The organism is Peribacillus folii, assembly GCF_030271255.1.
GTDB lineage: Bacteria > Bacillota > Bacilli > Bacillales > DSM-1321 > Peribacillus.
In genome coordinates, this window is record NZ_JASJOM010000001.1 from 1 (window position 1) to 16545 (window position 16545).

Consider the following 16545-nt stretch of genomic DNA (forward strand, 5'->3'; position numbering starts at 1 on the left):
GACAGCGTATATCGCTGTCTTACATATTTGCTGCTTGCGGCAGCGGAAAATCTTTCACAACCGTTACGAATTGGCCTTCACTGTGAGGATAGCCAGACTTTGTAATCTTCACTTTTACGATTTCCCCGACCATTTCTTCTGTAGCCGGGAAGACGATTTTCATGTAGTTATCGGAATAGCCTTCATAAAGGCCATTGTCCAGCTGCGTCTCAGGGATGACTTCAAGGACCTCTCCCTCGAAACGGGAAGCATACTCTTTTGCCAATTGATCGGACAACGCGATAAGGCGGTGTACACGTTCGTTTTTGACATCTTCATCCACTTGATCTTCCATTCGTGCAGCAGGTGTGCCTGTCCGTTTTGAATAAGGGAAAACATGAAGCTCGGAAAATTTGTACTTTTCGATAAAATTATAGGTCTCCATGAACTCTTCTTCCGTTTCACCAGGGAAACCGACAATGACATCTGACGTGACCGCCAGACCTGGCAGTGCAATTTTCAATTTTTCGATCCGATCGCCGAAGAAATCCATCGTATATTTGCGTCTCATTCGTTTTACTACCGTATCGGACCCCGATTGCAGGGGAATGTGCAAGTGGCGAACCACTTTTTTCGAATTCGTCAGCACTTCGATGATTTCATCGGTAATCTGGCTCGCTTCAATGGATGAGATGCGGATCCGCTTCAACCCTTCGACTTGTTCCAAGTCACGAAGAAGCATGGCCAAGTTATAGTCCTTCAAGTCATCACCGTATCCGCCGGTGTGGATTCCCGTAAGGACGAGCTCTTTATAGCCTGCCTCGACAAGTTGTTTTGCCTGGTGTACGACTTCCTTTGGATCACGGGAACGCATCAAGCCACGGGCCCAAGGAATGATGCAGAAAGTGCAGAAGTTATTGCAGCCTTCCTGAATCTTGAGTGAGGCCCGGGTACGATCTGTAAAAGCTGGTACGTCCAGTTCCTCGTACACACGGTTTTTCATGATATTGCCGACTGCATTGATCGGTTCACGCTCTTCCTTGAATTGCTCGATGTAATCAAGAAGTTTTACCCTATCCTGTGTTCCAACGACAATATCCACGCCTGGTATGGCCATGATCTCTGCTGGCGATGTCTGGGCGTAGCATCCGGTTACCGCAATGACGGCATTCGGGTTTTTGCGGATGGCGCGCCGGATAACCTGGCGGCTCTTCTTGTCGCCCGTGTTGGTCACCGTGCATGTATTGATGATGTATACATCCGATGCATGCTCAAACTCAACACGATCATATCCTCCAGTTTTGAATAATTGCCAAATAGCTTCTGTTTCATAATGATTCACTTTACAGCCTAATGTATGGAAAGCGACCGTTGCCATTTTACATCACCTCAAAAGTTCTACATGATAAGAAACAGCGGAAAGTGCATATAAAGGTGCTGTTTCAGTTCTTAATATTCTTGGTCCAAGGCCGCAGGCTACAAATCCTGCGGCGGACAGTCTTTCGATTTCCTTGTCTGCCAGGCCGCCTTCAGGACCAAATACGAATAAAATCGATTGTCCTGCAGCGATATCTTTCAGGACGGATGCCAGGACGGAGGTTTCCCCCCGCTTTGCTTCTTCCTCAAAAGCGATTAATTTATGGTCGAAACCGGCAGCAAGCGAAGCTAGCTGATCAGCCGTCATCGGCTCCCTGACTTCAGGAATTACCGTTCGATGCGATTGCTCAGCCGCCTCTTTTGATATCTTCTGAAGCCGTTCCAATTTCTTTCCTACCTTTTTGTGGTCCCATTTTACCACCGAACGAGCAGCAATAAAAGGGATAAATTCAGCGGCACCCAGTTCGGTGCCCTTTTGAACGATATACTCCAACTTATCCCCTTTAGGCAGACCGCTCGCAATTACCACCCTTACCGGCAGTTCTTTTTCTTCATTCTTCCATTCCAAGACGTTTCCTATAACCGCATCATCCGTCATTTCCGAAATTTCCGTGACAGCCGCCATACCGTTTGCCCTCACGGTAATGATCCGCTCTCCCGGGGCCATCCTCATCACCCTGGAAATATGGTGAAAGTCATCGCCTGAAATCGTTACTATGCTTCCTTTGATGTCTTCTTCGTTAAGAAAATACCGTTGCACACTGCCACCTACTTCGCCTAGTCTAAAAAATTCCCGTTTCCCGAGTGCAAGCCATGCAAGATTCAAGCTAAAAAAAGGTACTCTGATTATCCAAATACCCGATAATCAGAGTAACTTTTCCAATTAGTCATTCCTTTTTGCGATAATGGCCACCCAATCTTCCATCAGGACCGTTTCCTCAATGGTGAAGCCGGATGCCGTGATCGCGTCCTTGACATCTTGTTTCTTCGGCTGGATGATTCCGGATGCAATGAAGTATCCGCCTGGCTTGACTACCTTAGCTACATCATCGGTAAAGCTCATGATGACTTCGGCAAGAATATTGGCCACGACGACATCAGCTTGTTCATGCACACCATCCAACAAGTTTCCTTGTGAAACGGACACTCTATCTTGTACTTTGTTAAGCTCCACATTTTGCGTTGCGGATTGCACGGCCACATCATCCAAGTCAAGAGACTGGATCTGCTTGGCGTCGAGGAGCGCGGCAGCAATGCTCAATACGCCTGACCCCGTTCCTACATCGACTACCAAATCGCCTGGCCTCACTGTACGCTCCAATGCTTGGATGCACATGACCGTCGTAGGGTGCGTGCCGGTTCCGAAGGCCATGCCTGGATCAAGTTCAATGATCAGTTCATCACTGCTTACAGGAGTGTAATCCTCCCATGTAGGAACAATGGTGAAACGTTCGGAAATCTTTACGGGATTATAATATTTTTTCCAAGCGGTTGCCCACTCTTCTTCATTCACTTCACTGATTGAAACGATATTCTTCCCAAGGTCAATATCAAAAAGAAGGAGATTATTAATTGATTCCTTAATCGCATCAACGGTTTCCCCAAGGAAGCTGTTTACGGGCAAGTATGCCTTGATCAGTACACCTTCATCCGGATAATCATCTGGGTTCAAGTGATAGATTTCGCCAAAAACGTTTTCACGTTCCTTGACTAATTCTAGAGGATCCTCAATGACAACGCCGCTGGCACCTGCCTCATGAAGAATATTCGAAACAGGTTCAACTGCTTCATTCGTTGTTTGGATTGCAAATTCAGACCACTTCATAATCTACCAACTCCCAATTTCTTCTTTTACTTGTATTCACCTATCTTTAAAAGCACGCTTCACTTTTGAGAAAAAGCCATCCTCTTGTTCATCAATACCTGATTGCCCGCTGATGTCATTGAATTCACGAAGCAGGTCCTTTTGTTTTTCCGATAATTTTTTAGGCGTGACAACCAACACGACAACATGCTGATCTCCCTGGCCATATCCCCTGACATTCGGGACGCCCTTGCCTTTTAAACGGAAGCGGGTACTTGTTTGTGTACCAGCAGGAATCTTCAGCTTCACTTTTCCATGCAGCGTAGGTACCTCAATTTCATCCCCCAATGCTGCCTGGGCAAAGGTTATCGGCATTTCACAATAGATGTCATCGCCGTCCCGCTCGAAGAATTCATGGCTGCGCACATGGAAGACAACATATAGATCTCCCGCCGGGCCGCCGTTGATTCCTGGTTCGCCTTGACCGGTTACCCGCAGCTGCTGGCCATCATCGATTCCTGCAGGAACCTTGACTTGGATTTTTTTACGTTTTTGAACCTTTCCGTCGCCGCCGCATGTCGAACATTTGTGAGGTATGATCTTGCCTGTTCCTTGACAGTGGTGACATGCTCTCCGGTTCACAATCCTGCCAAATGCAGTATTTTGTTCCACATTCAATTGGCCGGTTCCATGACAATGTGAACAAGTTTCCACTTTGGTCCCCGGTTTGGCTCCCGATCCTTTACATGTATCACAATCCTCTTCACGAGGGATTTCAATTTCGGTATCTTTTCCGAAAGCCGCCTCTTCAAACGAAAGCGTCATCGTATATTGTAAATCGGCTCCTTGACGCGGTGCATTAGGGTCTCTCCTGCGTCCGCCGCCGCCAAAGAAACTGCTGAAAATGTCTTCAAAGCCTCCGAAACCGCCGAAGTCCTGACCGCCAAATCCTTGGTTTGGATCTGTATGCCCAAATTGATCATAATGGGACTTTTTTTGTTCGTCACTCAATACCTCATAAGCTTCCTTGATTTCCTTGAACTTATCCGCAGCATCGTCCGCCTTATTAATATCTGGGTGATATTGTTTGGAGAGCTTGCGATACGCTTTTTTGATTTCTTCCTTCGAAGCACTCTTCGAAAGGCCTAACACCTCATAATAATCACGTTTACTCATATCTAAAATCCACTCCCGATTCGATTCACATAAAGGTAATATTATCACTGAACGAAGATAATAATCAACTAGAAAAGCACAAACGGCTTTGACACTTTTTTGCAAATGACAAGGCAAGCCGAGATTTGCACACGATTTCCCCCATGCGCCTGTTTCCCCAAGCGACGATGGATATCGGGAAAACGGACCATTCATTATAAAAAAGCCAAAGTCAAGATAACCTGACTTTGACTTTTCTACAATGACAGGCTAAAAACACTGCCATATATATCAGCTTCCCAGATGGGTCACTTTTTATTTTTTCTCTTCTTCGTTAACTTCCGTGTACTCTGCATCAACGACGTTATCGTCTTTTGCATCGGCTTCTCCAGCACCAGCTTCTCCAGCCTGCTGAGCTTTTGCCGCTTCCTCATAAAGCTTCATTGTCAACGCTTGAACGATTTCGTTCAGGGCATCTTTTTTCACGCGGATTTCTTCAAGCTCATTTTTCTCGATGGCAGCTTTCAGTTCATCCTTCGCTTCATTCGCTTTCGTTACTTCCGCTTCGTCCACTTTGCCTTCTAGGTCTTTAAGCGTTTTTTCCGTTTGGAAGACAAGTTGATCCGCTTCATTGCGAAGCTCGACTTCTTCTTTACGTTGCTTATCGCTATCGGCATTTTCTTCCGCTTCACGTACCATGCGGTCGATTTCTTCATCAGAAAGGCCTGAAGATGATTTGATCGTGATTGCTTGTTCTTTGTTTGTGCCAAGATCCTTCGCACGGACGTTCACGATACCATTTTTATCGATATCGAAGGTTACTTCAACTTGTGGAATTCCACGTGGTGCCGGCGGAATGTCACTCAATTGGAAACGTCCAAGCGTTTTGTTATCGGCTGACATTGGACGCTCACCTTGAAGTACGTGGATATCAACCGCTGTTTGGTTATCGGCAGCCGTTGAGAATACTTGTGATTTACTTGTAGGGATCGTTGTATTACGGTCGATCAATTTCGTGAATACTCCGCCCATCGTTTCAATTCCAAGAGAAAGTGGAGTTACGTCAAGAAGAACAACGTCTTTGACATCCCCTGTCAATACGCCACCTTGAATCGCAGCACCCATTGCCACTACTTCATCAGGGTTGACGCCCTTGCTTGGTTCTTGACCGATTTCCTTTTTGATCGCTTCAACAACCGCAGGAATACGTGTAGATCCACCGACAAGGATGACTTTATCGATTTCAGATGCTGAAAGGCCTGCATCCTTCATAGCTTGGCGAGTAGGTCCCATTGTACGTTCCACAAGACCTGAAGAAAGCTCATCGAATTTTGCTCTAGTCAATGTAACATCCAAGTGAAGCGGGCCAGCATCCCCAGCCGTGATGAATGGTAAAGAAATTTGTGTGGACGTTACACCTGAAAGATCTTTTTTCGCTTTTTCAGCTGCATCTTTCAAACGTTGAACGGCCATTTTGTCTTTGGAAAGGTCGATTCCATTTTCTTTCTTGAAAGCTTCGACTAAATAATCGATGATGACTTGGTCGAAATCATCTCCGCCTAGACGGTTGTCACCGGCAGTGGATTTAACTTCGAATACGCCATCGCCAAGTTCCATGACAGAAACGTCGAATGTTCCGCCGCCAAGGTCGAATACAAGGATCGTTTGATCTTCTTCCGTTTTATCCAAACCGTATGCAAGTGCTGCAGCTGTCGGTTCGTTGATGATACGTTCCACTTCAAGACCGGCAATTTGACCAGCGTCTTTGGTCGCTTGACGTTCTGCATCATTGAAGTAAGCAGGAACGGTGATGACCGCTTTGGTAACCTTTTCGCCCAAGTATTCTTCAGCGTAAGATTTCAGATATTGAAGGATGATTGCAGAAACTTCCTGAGGTGAATATTCTTTTCCTTCAATTACTTCTTTATGGTCAGTACCCATATGACGTTTGATGGAAATGATCGTGTTAGGGTTTGTGATCGCTTGGCGTTTTGCCACTTCCCCCACTTGTCTTTCTCCATTTTTGAATGCCACTACGGATGGAGTCGTACGGTTTCCTTCTGGATTCGGGATTACTTTTGGTTCCCCGCCTTCAAGTACAGATACACAAGAGTTTGTTGTACCTAAGTCAATACCAATAATCTTGCTCATAGTTTCACTACCTCCCAATAATTATATGTAAAATGCTTATTCGTTCACTTTCACCATTGCAGGTCGGATCACTCGGTCTTTAAGCAGGTATCCTTTTTGGAATTCCTCCACGACGATGTTGGAGCCGAAGTTTTCATCTTGAACTTGCATGACCGCTTGATGCAAACGAGGATCGAACTCTTCACCAACAGAGCTGATCGGCTCGATGCCTTCTTTGGCCAATGCGTCTGTAATCGCCTTATAAACCATTTCCATGCCGGAAAGCAGGGATTTCGTTTGTTCATTTTCCGCTTCGATTTTCGTAGCTCTTTCAAAATTATCAAGGGCTTCCACTAAATCGCCAGCAATACTTTGAACTCTATATTTTTGAGCCGCCTCCATATCAAGCTTGGCACGGCGTCTTGAATTATCAAAATCGGCCTGCAGACGAAGATAACGGTTATCCATTTCTTCGATTTTTGCTTGAAGCTCGGCAATCTTTTCCTGAGCCAATTGAAGCTCATCCTTTTCAACCGGTTCCTGGTTTTGCTCCGCTGGAATTTCTTCTTCAGCGAGAACCGCTTCTGCCGCATTTTCTTCGATTGTTTCATTTTCCAATGTTTGTTCTTCGTTTTTATTTTCTGTCACAATCTCACCTCCCTAAAAGGGTTATACAATTTATGCTAAAGTATCATGCCAGGCAGCGGGTTGATGCCTTCCGCCACCTTAACAATATTACCTTTGCTCCTATTTTTGATACAGTTTTGTCATGAGGGCGGTCAAATCCTTCGAGAAAAACGAAAGCAAACTGATCACCCTCGAATATTCCATCCTTGTTGGACCCAATATGGCTAAAGTGCCGACTTGCTCCTGCCCGATGGAGTAGGTTGCGGTAATCAGGCTGCAATCGTCCAGCACCGTGTTTTGGTTTTCGCGGCCGATCCTGACATGAATGCCGGATGGGTTTTGGGTAATGAGTTCATAAAACCCTTGCTCCTGCTCAATCATGGATAAAAGTGTGCTCACTTTAGCGATATCATGAAATTCCGGCTGCCTCAGCATATTCGTTTTCCCGCCGAAAAATATTTTTTCAGGCTTGGTATCCGTCAGGGTATCCGCAAGCACGGATGCCATCGATCCATAGTTTTGAATGTGGCGGCTTAACAGCACAGCCACTTCCTTGTAAATCTTGTCCTTTAGATCAACTAACGGAACATCGACCAAACGGGCATTTAATATGTTCACCATCTTTTCAATTTCGTTTATATCAAAAGAGGGCGGAAGGGAAATCATCCGATTCTCCACATGACCTGTATCGGTAATGATGATGGCAATCGCTGTTTCGGGGCTCAAGGGAATGATCTGGATTTTCTTGAGTTTATGCTCATTCACTTTGGGCCCAAGTACTATTGCCGTATAGTTCGTCAATTCCGAGAGAATTTTCGCTGACTTTTGAACGATCTTTTCCAATTCATAAATTCGTTCCACAAAAACGGATTTCAACAATTTCATTTCATTCTTTTTCGGAGCTTGAGGAGAAAGTAAATGGTCCACATAATATCTATACCCTTTTTCAGAAGGTATCCTACCTGAAGATGTGTGGGTTTTTTCTAAAAACCCCATTTCTTCAAGATCAGACATTTCATTGCGAATTGTGGCAGAGCTGAACGTGATTTCCTCTTTCTTCGACAAGCTTCGTGACCCGACTGGCTGGGCCGAATGGATAAAATCCTCGATTATCACTTGCAGAATCAACAATTGACGATCAGTTAGCATATGTGATCACCTCTGTTAGCACTCTATCTCTCTGAGTGCTAATATACTAATAAATTATCAAATGCAGCCAATGATGTCAACAAAGAAAACCCGTATTTCCACGTTAAAATAACAAGCGATTTCCTTTACTCGGGATCGGCAACACCTAAAAAGGATTGGAACACTTCATTTCCAAGCAGTTTCCCCTGTTCAGTCAAGCGGACGAAGCCGTTTTCAACCACTAAAAGACCCTTTGCCGTTTCTTCCTGGAGCGGTTTTTGGAACATTTCGGTCATTTCAACAGAAAACTTATTCAGGAAATTCTCAATTGAAACGCCTTCGGTTTTTCGAAGTCCCAAAAACATTTCCTCCTCCATCCGTTCATGAAGCGGTACCTGATGTTCCTCCAAAACCGGAAGCTGATTTGCCAATAACGGGGTGATATATTTCTTCACGGGGCCATGGTTGGCCACTCTCTTTCCTCCAGTATAGCCATGTGCTCCGGCGCCGATGCCATAATACTCCACATTATCCCAATATGTCAGATTGTGACGGCTTTCAAAACCCGGACGGGCAAAATTACTGATTTCATATTGACGTTTGCCATGCTTCTCCATCTCTTCCATGAGCTTCTCATACATGGAAGCCTCCAGCTCCTGCGGCGGCAGGTTCAATTTACCCTTTCTCATCTGATTATAAAAAACCGTCTTCGGCTCAACGATCAAGGAGTAACTGGAATAGTGAGGCAATTGCAGGGCAAGGGCTTTATCCAGCGTATCCTGAAAATCGCTCATCGTTTGGCCGGGCAATCCATAAATCAAATCAATGCTGATATTCGTGAAGCCAACATCTTGAGCCAAATGGATCGTTTCATAAACTTCGGAAGCCCGGTGGGTCCTTCCTATCCGTTTCAACAAATCATCATTGAAGCTTTGCACGCCAAAGCTAAGGCGATTGACACCCGACTGATAGAGGATCTCGAGTTTTTCCCTAGAGAGATCGCCTGGATTGGCCTCGAAGGTATACTCGGCTTTTTTCGGGTCGAATGGCAACGTTTCATTGATTGCTTCACATAAGAATGCAAGCTGTTTTTCATTAAGGGAGGTCGGTGTCCCTCCGCCGACGAAAATGGTATCCAATCCTGAAGTCGGGTATTTGGAAAGCTGCAGGGCCATTTCCCTTTTCATCATCTGTAAATATTCGTCGACCGGCTGGCCCTGCAGGAATACTTTATTGAAATCACAATAGTGACAAATATGTTCACAGAACGGGATATGGAGATAGGCGCTTTTAATCATCGTGTTCACAACCTTTTATTGAATGAGTCGATAGAAAAAGAGGCTAGATTTCCTCTACCCTCTTTTCCCTTCTATCACTTATTTTATTATTTCTTCGGTGTCGTATCATCCATTTTCAAAACAGCCATGAAGGCTTCCTGCGGCACTTCAACGGATCCTACCTGCTTCATCCGCTTTTTACCTTCTTTCTGTTTTTCGAGCAACTTGCGTTTACGCGATATATCGCCGCCGTAACATTTAGCCAATACGTTTTTGCGCATGGCGCTAATCGAGGAACGGGCCACGATTTTCTGTCCGATAGCCGCTTGGATCGGCACTTCGAATTGCTGTCTTGGAATCAATTTCTTCAACTTTTCAACAATGACCTTCCCGCGTTCATAGGCAAAATCCTTATGGACGATGAAGCTCAAGGCATCGACAGTTTCGCCATTAAGCAGGATATCCATCTTCACAAGCTTGGACATCTTATAGCCGATCAGCTCATAATCGAATGATGCATAACCTCTCGTGTTCGATTTCAATTGATCGAAGAAATCATAGACGATTTCCGATAGCGGTATTTCATAATGAATGCTTACACGCGTTTCGTCGATATATTCCATATCAATGAAGTTCCCGCGTTTGTTTTGGCAGATTTCCATGATTGCCCCGACGAATTCAGTCGGAGCCATCATTGTCGCTTTTACATATGGTTCTTCGACACGCTCGATTTTTTGGGCATCAGGCATGTTGGATGGATTATCAACCTTCTGGACCGTTCCATCCGTTTGGACGACATCGTAAATTACACTTGGTGCCGTCGTGATTAAATCAATTTTGAATTCCCGTTCAATTCGTTCCTGAATGATTTCCATATGAAGGAGCCCAAGGAATCCGCAACGGAAGCCGAAGCCTAAAGCTTGCGATGATTCCGCCTCGAACTGAAGCGCTGAATCGTTCAACTCCAATTTTTCCAAAGCATCCCGCAGGTCATTGAATTTCGATGCGTCAATTGGATATAACCCGCAATATACCATCGGATTCATCTTCCGGTAACCTGGGAGCGGCTCTGTCGCGCTATTCACGGCGCTTGTGATCGTATCACCCACCGTCGTATCGCCGACATTTTTGATAGCTGCTGTAAGGAAACCGACATCACCCACGTTCAGTTCATCGAGCAATTGCGTTTTGGGATTGAAGACACCCAATTCCGTAACATCAAATTCCTTGCCCGTAGACATCATTTTGATTTTGTCGCCCACTTTTATGGAACCTTCGACAACACGGATATAGGCAACCACACCGCGATAGGCATCAAACAATGAATCGAAAATAAGCGCCTTGAAAGGGGCATCCGGATCTCCTTGGGGCGCCGGCACCAATTCGACAACCTGCTCCAGGATTTCTTCGATTCCTATTCCGGCTTTGGCAGAAGCCAAGACTGCATCGGAAGCATCGAGGCCGATCACTTCTTCGATTTCTCCACGCACCCTTTCCGGATCAGCACTTGGCAAGTCAATTTTATTGATGACCGGAATGATTTCCAGATTATTATCCAAAGCCAAATACACGTTTGCCAGCGTTTGGGCTTCAATTCCCTGTGCCGCATCGACAACTAGGACAGCGCCTTCACACGCAGCAAGGCTTCTTGAGACCTCGTACGTAAAATCGACATGCCCCGGTGTGTCGATCAGATGGAAAATATACTCTTCGCCATCTTTGGCATTATATTTCAATTGGATTGCATTCAATTTAATCGTAATTCCGCGCTCACGCTCTAAATCCATGGAATCGAGCAATTGACTCTTCATTTCACGTTGAGTCATGGCGTTCGTTTTTTCAATGATGCGATCCGCCAATGTTGATTTACCATGATCGATATGAGCGATGATGGAAAAGTTACGAATCTTTGATTGTCTTTTTAATTTTTCTTCTCTATTCATGACGTTCACTCCCACTAGTCGACACAATACACTATTTTTTATTATATCAATAGAAAATGCAAGATTCAACAGAATAGTTACAAAAGAAGCAGCCCTTAGCGGCAAAGCATAAAAAAAGGCTGCATTCCGGATGGATGCAGCCCAGCGTTTTGCTGGTTTACCACTCATACTAAATCATATCGATAAGCGCTTGAAAGGCCCCTGAGATCGTATCACCGAGCGATTTTCCAATTGAAGAGAAAAAATTGAAGGCCTTCATTTCTTCCAGCTTTTCTTTTTTAGTCTCCAAATCATGGCTTGTGACTTTTTGCCCAAGAATATCGGCCTCCATCTCTCCTTCGCCAGATTGGTTGATCGTGAATGCACTATTCAAAGCAGGATCTTCGTACCCCTTCATTTTCTTCATTCCATCATTCGCCTGCTGCATCCCAATCAGAACGCCTAAAAATAATACGAGTACAATCCCTGTACATTTCAACCAAAATCGAACCATGATGGAGGTCTCCTTTCTTACTTAGCTTCCGATTCTCCGGCCGTTTTATCCACCGCTTTCGCATCCCAATAGAATTCGCTGAAAACGTCGGAAAAGGCATCGACGGTTAAAAACATTTCCTCAAAAGTATTGTCGACCCCACCTACCTCGATAAGCATGGCGTTGCCTGATAAATCCTGATTATATACACCATTATGGGCAGCTCCGCCCTGTTTCATAACCCCGCGGGAAATGCCCGGGTATTTTTTTTCCAATGCTTTATGAAGTTTATTCGCGAGCGCAGCATTTTTTTCGAAGTTGGGGTTATTTCCGCCAATCACGAAGGCGATTTTAGCATATTGCTTGCCATTGATCGTAATCGTTGTGAATTTTTTTCGTTTTGAATCCCGATGGATATCAATGAGATACTCCAAATCCTTGTTAGTTGCCATTGCCGTTTGAACGGACCTTCGCGATTCTTGATAAGATTTGTTGTAATTCAGCCCTTTATTGTTCAATACACCCATGATATCCGTTTTATCGAGCGAGGAACCAATCCCTTTATCAGCTAGATCCTCAACCATTCGTTCCCCAAGTTTCGTGATATTGATTTTAGAATGGTAGGCCAGATCTGGATTGGTCACTCCTTTTAAGTAGGGAAGATACGATTCGCGGTTGTGACTGTGATAAATCTCGACCACCTTCCGGCCATTCGTCGTTTGATGTGGCTGGTTGGTTTCTCCTTTTTCAGGTTCTTCAATTTCATCCAGGTTTTGCAGCGAAGCATCTCTTTCTTCATTCAGGACATCTACAGGCGGCGAGGATTCATATGGCATATTCGTATAATTCGTCCCTTCACCAGCCACGAGAATCTCATTATCGAAAATCGAGAATCCAGGAAGTTCCCTGCCAAGCAGGCTCCGCGGGTCCTCCAGTGATATGTTGGTTGAAACCTTTATCAATTGATCTGTGATTACTGATTCTTTTTTGCCCTCCGGCAATGCGTTAAAAAAATATTGGTTTTCATTGGCCATCATCGAAAAAAGCATTTTCCCTGAAAATTGGTTGGCCACGGTATGCACCGAATTCGAGGATATGCGATACTCCGGTCGCAAGGATGTCATGACCCCACTGATTGAAAAAATAAAAAGAAGCAAGGCGAGAATACCTAGAAAAGTTTTTATGATCGTTGATCCGTGAATGGCTGTAATGATACCTGGGGAATTTCTTCTTTTCATCCTTCCACCCTCTCTATAGCTTGTCTATTAATACGTATGACTTTGCTAGAAAGGGTAGAACACCATTTTTGGGCACAAAAAATGATTCAGCGAGTGTAATATCCAGCATTATCCTGATTGATGGATTGATGCAGGGCCGCATTCAGCCCATTCGCTATCAAGTTGGCCATATCCTCGATGAAAACATCGACTTCCTTCGGTGTCACCATTAAATTTTGACCAAGCGGTGACAGCACTTCATAGATCAATTTCCGTTTCTCTTCATCAGGAAGCACCCCTACCATCCCCAAGAAGGTTTGCCGTTCCTTCTCTCCGGGCATGTCCTCATCGGTCAGCTTCGTACGCTTGCCAAAGCTGAATCCCGCAGGTGCCAATGAACGTGAAGGTCTGTCCCCTTCATTCAATTCCTTGCCGAAATGCTTCAAGATATAATCGATCGTATCACTGGCAATGGATACGGCATCGACGACCGTCGGAATCCCTATCGCAATGACGGGCACGCCCAAAGTATCCTCACTCAGCTCCTTCCGCTTGTTCCCGACACCGGATCCCGGATGAATTCCGGTATCGGTTATTTGAATCGTCGAATTCACACGGTCGATCGAACGGGCAGCCAAGGCATCCACGACAATCAGGAAATCGGGTTGACTTTTCTCGATGACCCCCTTTATGATGTCACTCGTCTCGATTCCCGTAATCCCCATTACCCCTGGGGAAATCGCGCTGACTGGCCGATATCCTTCTTTCACGGACCCTGGCTGCAACTCGAATAAATGTCTCGTGACGACAAGATTCTCGATGACTGCAGGGCCCAACGCATCCGGAGTGACATTCCAATTTCCTAACCCAACGACCAAGCAGCTGCTTTCCTTGGTGATTTTATTCCGTTGCAGGAAGTAAGCCAGTTCATTGGCAAACACCTTCTCCACCCGGTGCTGCGTATCCGTATCCTGTTGGCGGATCCCCTGGACCTCGATCGTCAAATAACTGCCCTGCTTTTTGCCAATCTCCTTTTCCCCCGCAGCTGTGACCTCGACCAAGGAAACCTTCAGTTCATCGACTTCTTTTTCCTTAATGATGACCCCTTCGATATGGGAGACATCCACTTCCTCAACTACACCTTTATGCTCAAGGGCAATTTCCTTTGCTTCTATTGCCAAATCTGTCCGAATTCCGTATTCACTAAGATCCAAATGATTTTCCATAGCGCCCTCCTGCTGTTCGAATTATAATCCAATCTAGTAAATTGCCTAGTCTCTCTTAAACATTCTGTCGTTTTTGCTTTTTTATTATTCATTTTTTTGGTACAATGAAATACGACGAGATGAATTTATTATTGAAATTATAATTCCTTTTCGATTCTCAATCTGAAGTATTGCATATTTATGAGCAGTCTGATAGAATATCACTTGTGCTATTTGATATGGATTTGAAAAGTCGAGTTCATATAATCTCGATTTCTTTGTAGGAGGTGAACGGAATGCCAAACATTAAATCTGCTATTAAACGTGTGAAAATCAACGACAAAAAACGCGTACAAAACATTACAGTTCGTTCTACTATGCGTACTACAGTGAAAAACGCTGAAGTTGCATTAGCTGGTGAAAACGTTGAAGCTGCTAAAGAAGCTCTATTAACAGCTGCTGTGAAATTAGACAAAGCTGCATCTAAAGGATTAATCCATAAAAATGCGGCAGCCCGTAAAAAATCTCGTTTAGCGAAAAGACTTAACGCTCTTAACGCATAATGACAAAAAATTAAACGATCCAGCCGGATCGTTTTTTTTGTGCCTATTTCTAGGAAATCTTATACCCTAAACCTACAGGCATCCTCCAATATTTTCATTTTCCCACAACATAAAAAGGTGACAGCACCGCTGTCACCTTTTTAATCATCTAATTTTCAAGAGCAGCAATTCAAGCGTTATCGCCTTATCCGCTTGGCCCGTTTTCATTTTATAATCCGCCTCCGCCAAATCATTCATGATGCTCAGCAGTTCGCGTTCCTGGAATTTCCCCGTCTTTTCAAGTGCCAGCTTTACCCTGAAAGGATGCACCTTCAATTGCCCGGCAATTTTTTGCTGGCTGTACCCTTGGCGGGATAGCTCCTTCACTTGATACATGAGCCTGACTTGACCTGCCATCACGCTCAATATCTTGATCGGCTCCTCGTTCTGGCGGAGAAGATCGTGCAAAATCGTCATCGCACTCTTCATCTTCCGTTGCAACACATGATCAACAAGCGTGAAGATATTCTGTTCAAGTGACTTGGCGACCAGCTTTTCGACAATTTCGGCAGTGATGTGCTGCTCGTCCTCCACATAAAGCACCAATTTATCCAATTCATTCGTAAGCATCATCAAGTTCGTTCCGGCAAGTTCTAGCAATAGCTCCGTCGCCTGTTCATCTATACGGACAGAACCAACGCGCTCCCTCACCCATCCCTTCAACTCATGGTCACCAAGCTTCTTCGCTTCCACGAGGACCGCTTTTCGCTTAAGTTCCTTGGTGATTTTTTTGCGTTCATCCAGCTTCTCATAAGGCGCAGTCAAAACGACGATTGAATAAGGGACGGGATCGGCCAAATAGGCTTCAAGTCTTTTCACATTATGCTCGACTCTCGACTTCGTTTTTTCAGCTGTAAGAAAAAATGGATTCTGCATGAACACCAAGCGCCGTTCCCCGATAAAGGGGAGGGTTTCAACATCTTCTAGTGCCGTTTCAACAGGCGTCTCTTCCAAGTCAAACTGAGAGAAGTTGAAATCCAGCTCGTCTTCATGAAGGGCATTCTCGATCAACAGCTGCTTCGTTTCATTAATAAGATAGGCTTCCGTTCCGTACAACAAGTACACTGGCGCGAATTGCCCTTTTTTTATACTCTTCCAAACGTCTAATACCAATAGAATCCGCCTCTTTTTTATGTATTCTTCTCTAATGGTATAGGTGGATGGACCATTTGACAAGCTATAAAGGGAACTAGCCCCCTAAAGGACTAATTCCGGATCTATATGAACACTGTCAAGAAAGGCCCGGGTCATCTTCCTTGAAAGCGGGTAAGGTATTCATGCAGAATGAAAATCGTTTTTTTCGCTTGCTTTGTTTGTATCTTTATTTTGACCCCATAGCCGCAAACTATTTGTGACAACTCTTGTCAGTAAAGGAAATGAAGAAAGCGACCTGTAGATTTTTTACTGGTAATGTTTTATACTATTAGCAGAAATAGGAGGGGTAAATCATGAACGAATTCGAAAAGAATGTCCAGTCAAAAACGGATGACGTCGCTGATTCCGCAATCGGATTCATCGGATCTTTTGTATTTTTCGCTGCCATGTTCGCCATAGCTGTCATCATTAAAGCTGTCGGATCCTGATTTCTGCACTTATTTTTCCCGGACGGGGACTGCTGTTGCAGTCTCT

The 16545-nt window shown here is 44.8% G+C and carries 15 protein-coding genes; 2 read left to right on the forward strand and 13 right to left on the reverse strand.

The window, feature by feature from the left end; translation table 11 throughout:
- Positions 1-19: 19 nt before the first annotated feature.
- The 12 genes from mtaB to gpr form a co-directional block, all read right to left on the reverse strand.
- Positions 20-1357, reverse strand: coding sequence for a tRNA (N(6)-L-threonylcarbamoyladenosine(37)-C(2))-methylthiotransferase MtaB (gene mtaB / locus QNI08_RS00005; protein WP_285765393.1), 1338 nt, complete (start codon positions 1355-1357; stop codon positions 20-22).
- 6 nt (positions 1358-1363) lie between these two features.
- Positions 1364-2116, reverse strand: a complete 753-nt coding sequence (locus tag QNI08_RS00010; RefSeq protein WP_285765394.1) for a 16S rRNA (uracil(1498)-N(3))-methyltransferase — start codon at positions 2114-2116, stop codon at positions 1364-1366.
- Between the two features lie 123 nt (positions 2117-2239).
- Complete coding sequence (gene prmA, locus QNI08_RS00015) at positions 2240-3181, reverse strand: 50S ribosomal protein L11 methyltransferase (RefSeq protein WP_285765395.1); 942 nt, start codon at positions 3179-3181, stop codon at positions 2240-2242.
- A gap of 36 nt (positions 3182-3217) precedes the next feature.
- Positions 3218-4336 carry a molecular chaperone DnaJ gene (gene dnaJ / locus QNI08_RS00020; RefSeq protein ID WP_285765396.1) on the reverse strand — a complete coding sequence of 373 codons (1119 nt, stop codon included), beginning with the start codon at positions 4334-4336 and terminating at the stop codon, positions 3218-3220.
- A 294-nt stretch (positions 4337-4630) separates the two neighbouring features.
- Positions 4631-6466, reverse strand: coding sequence for a molecular chaperone DnaK (gene dnaK / locus QNI08_RS00025; protein ID WP_285765397.1), 1836 nt, complete (start codon positions 6464-6466; stop codon positions 4631-4633).
- A 36-nt stretch (positions 6467-6502) separates the two neighbouring features.
- Positions 6503-7093, reverse strand: coding sequence for a nucleotide exchange factor GrpE (gene grpE, locus QNI08_RS00030; protein ID WP_285765398.1), 591 nt, complete (start codon positions 7091-7093; stop codon positions 6503-6505).
- Between the two features lie 99 nt (positions 7094-7192).
- Positions 7193-8221, reverse strand: a complete 1029-nt coding sequence (gene hrcA / locus QNI08_RS00035) for a heat-inducible transcriptional repressor HrcA (protein WP_285765399.1) — start codon at positions 8219-8221, stop codon at positions 7193-7195.
- Between the two features lie 125 nt (positions 8222-8346).
- The gene (hemW, locus tag QNI08_RS00040; protein ID WP_285765400.1) at positions 8347-9498 is read right to left on the reverse strand and encodes a radical SAM family heme chaperone HemW; all 1152 of its coding nucleotides are present in this window, start codon (positions 9496-9498) and stop codon (positions 8347-8349) included.
- An 86-nt stretch (positions 9499-9584) separates the two neighbouring features.
- The gene (gene lepA / locus QNI08_RS00045; protein ID WP_285765401.1) at positions 9585-11420 is read right to left on the reverse strand and encodes a translation elongation factor 4; all 1836 of its coding nucleotides are present in this window, start codon (positions 11418-11420) and stop codon (positions 9585-9587) included.
- Positions 11421-11589: 169 nt separating this feature from the next.
- Positions 11590-11913, reverse strand: coding sequence for a YqxA family protein (locus QNI08_RS00050; RefSeq protein WP_285765402.1), 324 nt, complete (start codon positions 11911-11913; stop codon positions 11590-11592).
- 17 nt (positions 11914-11930) lie between these two features.
- On the reverse strand, positions 11931-13130 hold the full coding sequence (spoIIP, locus tag QNI08_RS00055) for a stage II sporulation protein P (RefSeq protein ID WP_285765403.1): 1200 nt from the start codon (positions 13128-13130) through the stop codon (positions 11931-11933).
- Positions 13131-13216: 86 nt separating this feature from the next.
- Positions 13217-14335, reverse strand: a complete 1119-nt coding sequence (gene gpr / locus QNI08_RS00060; RefSeq protein ID WP_285765404.1) for a GPR endopeptidase — start codon at positions 14333-14335, stop codon at positions 13217-13219.
- Between the two features lie 275 nt (positions 14336-14610).
- On the opposite strand from gpr, the gene rpsT reads away from it, so the two are divergent.
- Positions 14611-14877 (forward strand): 30S ribosomal protein S20, encoded by a 267-nt coding sequence (gene rpsT, locus QNI08_RS00065; protein WP_064463485.1) that lies wholly within the window; start codon positions 14611-14613, stop codon positions 14875-14877.
- 144 nt (positions 14878-15021) lie between these two features.
- On the opposite strand, the gene holA is transcribed toward rpsT, so the two are convergent.
- The gene (gene holA, locus QNI08_RS00070) at positions 15022-16029 is read right to left on the reverse strand and encodes a DNA polymerase III subunit delta (protein WP_285765405.1); all 1008 of its coding nucleotides are present in this window, start codon (positions 16027-16029) and stop codon (positions 15022-15024) included.
- 335 nt (positions 16030-16364) lie between these two features.
- On the opposite strand from holA, the gene QNI08_RS00075 reads away from it, so the two are divergent.
- Positions 16365-16499 (forward strand): YqzM family protein, encoded by a 135-nt coding sequence (locus QNI08_RS00075; RefSeq protein WP_285765406.1) that lies wholly within the window; start codon positions 16365-16367, stop codon positions 16497-16499.
- The last annotated feature ends 46 nt before the right edge of the window (positions 16500-16545 follow it).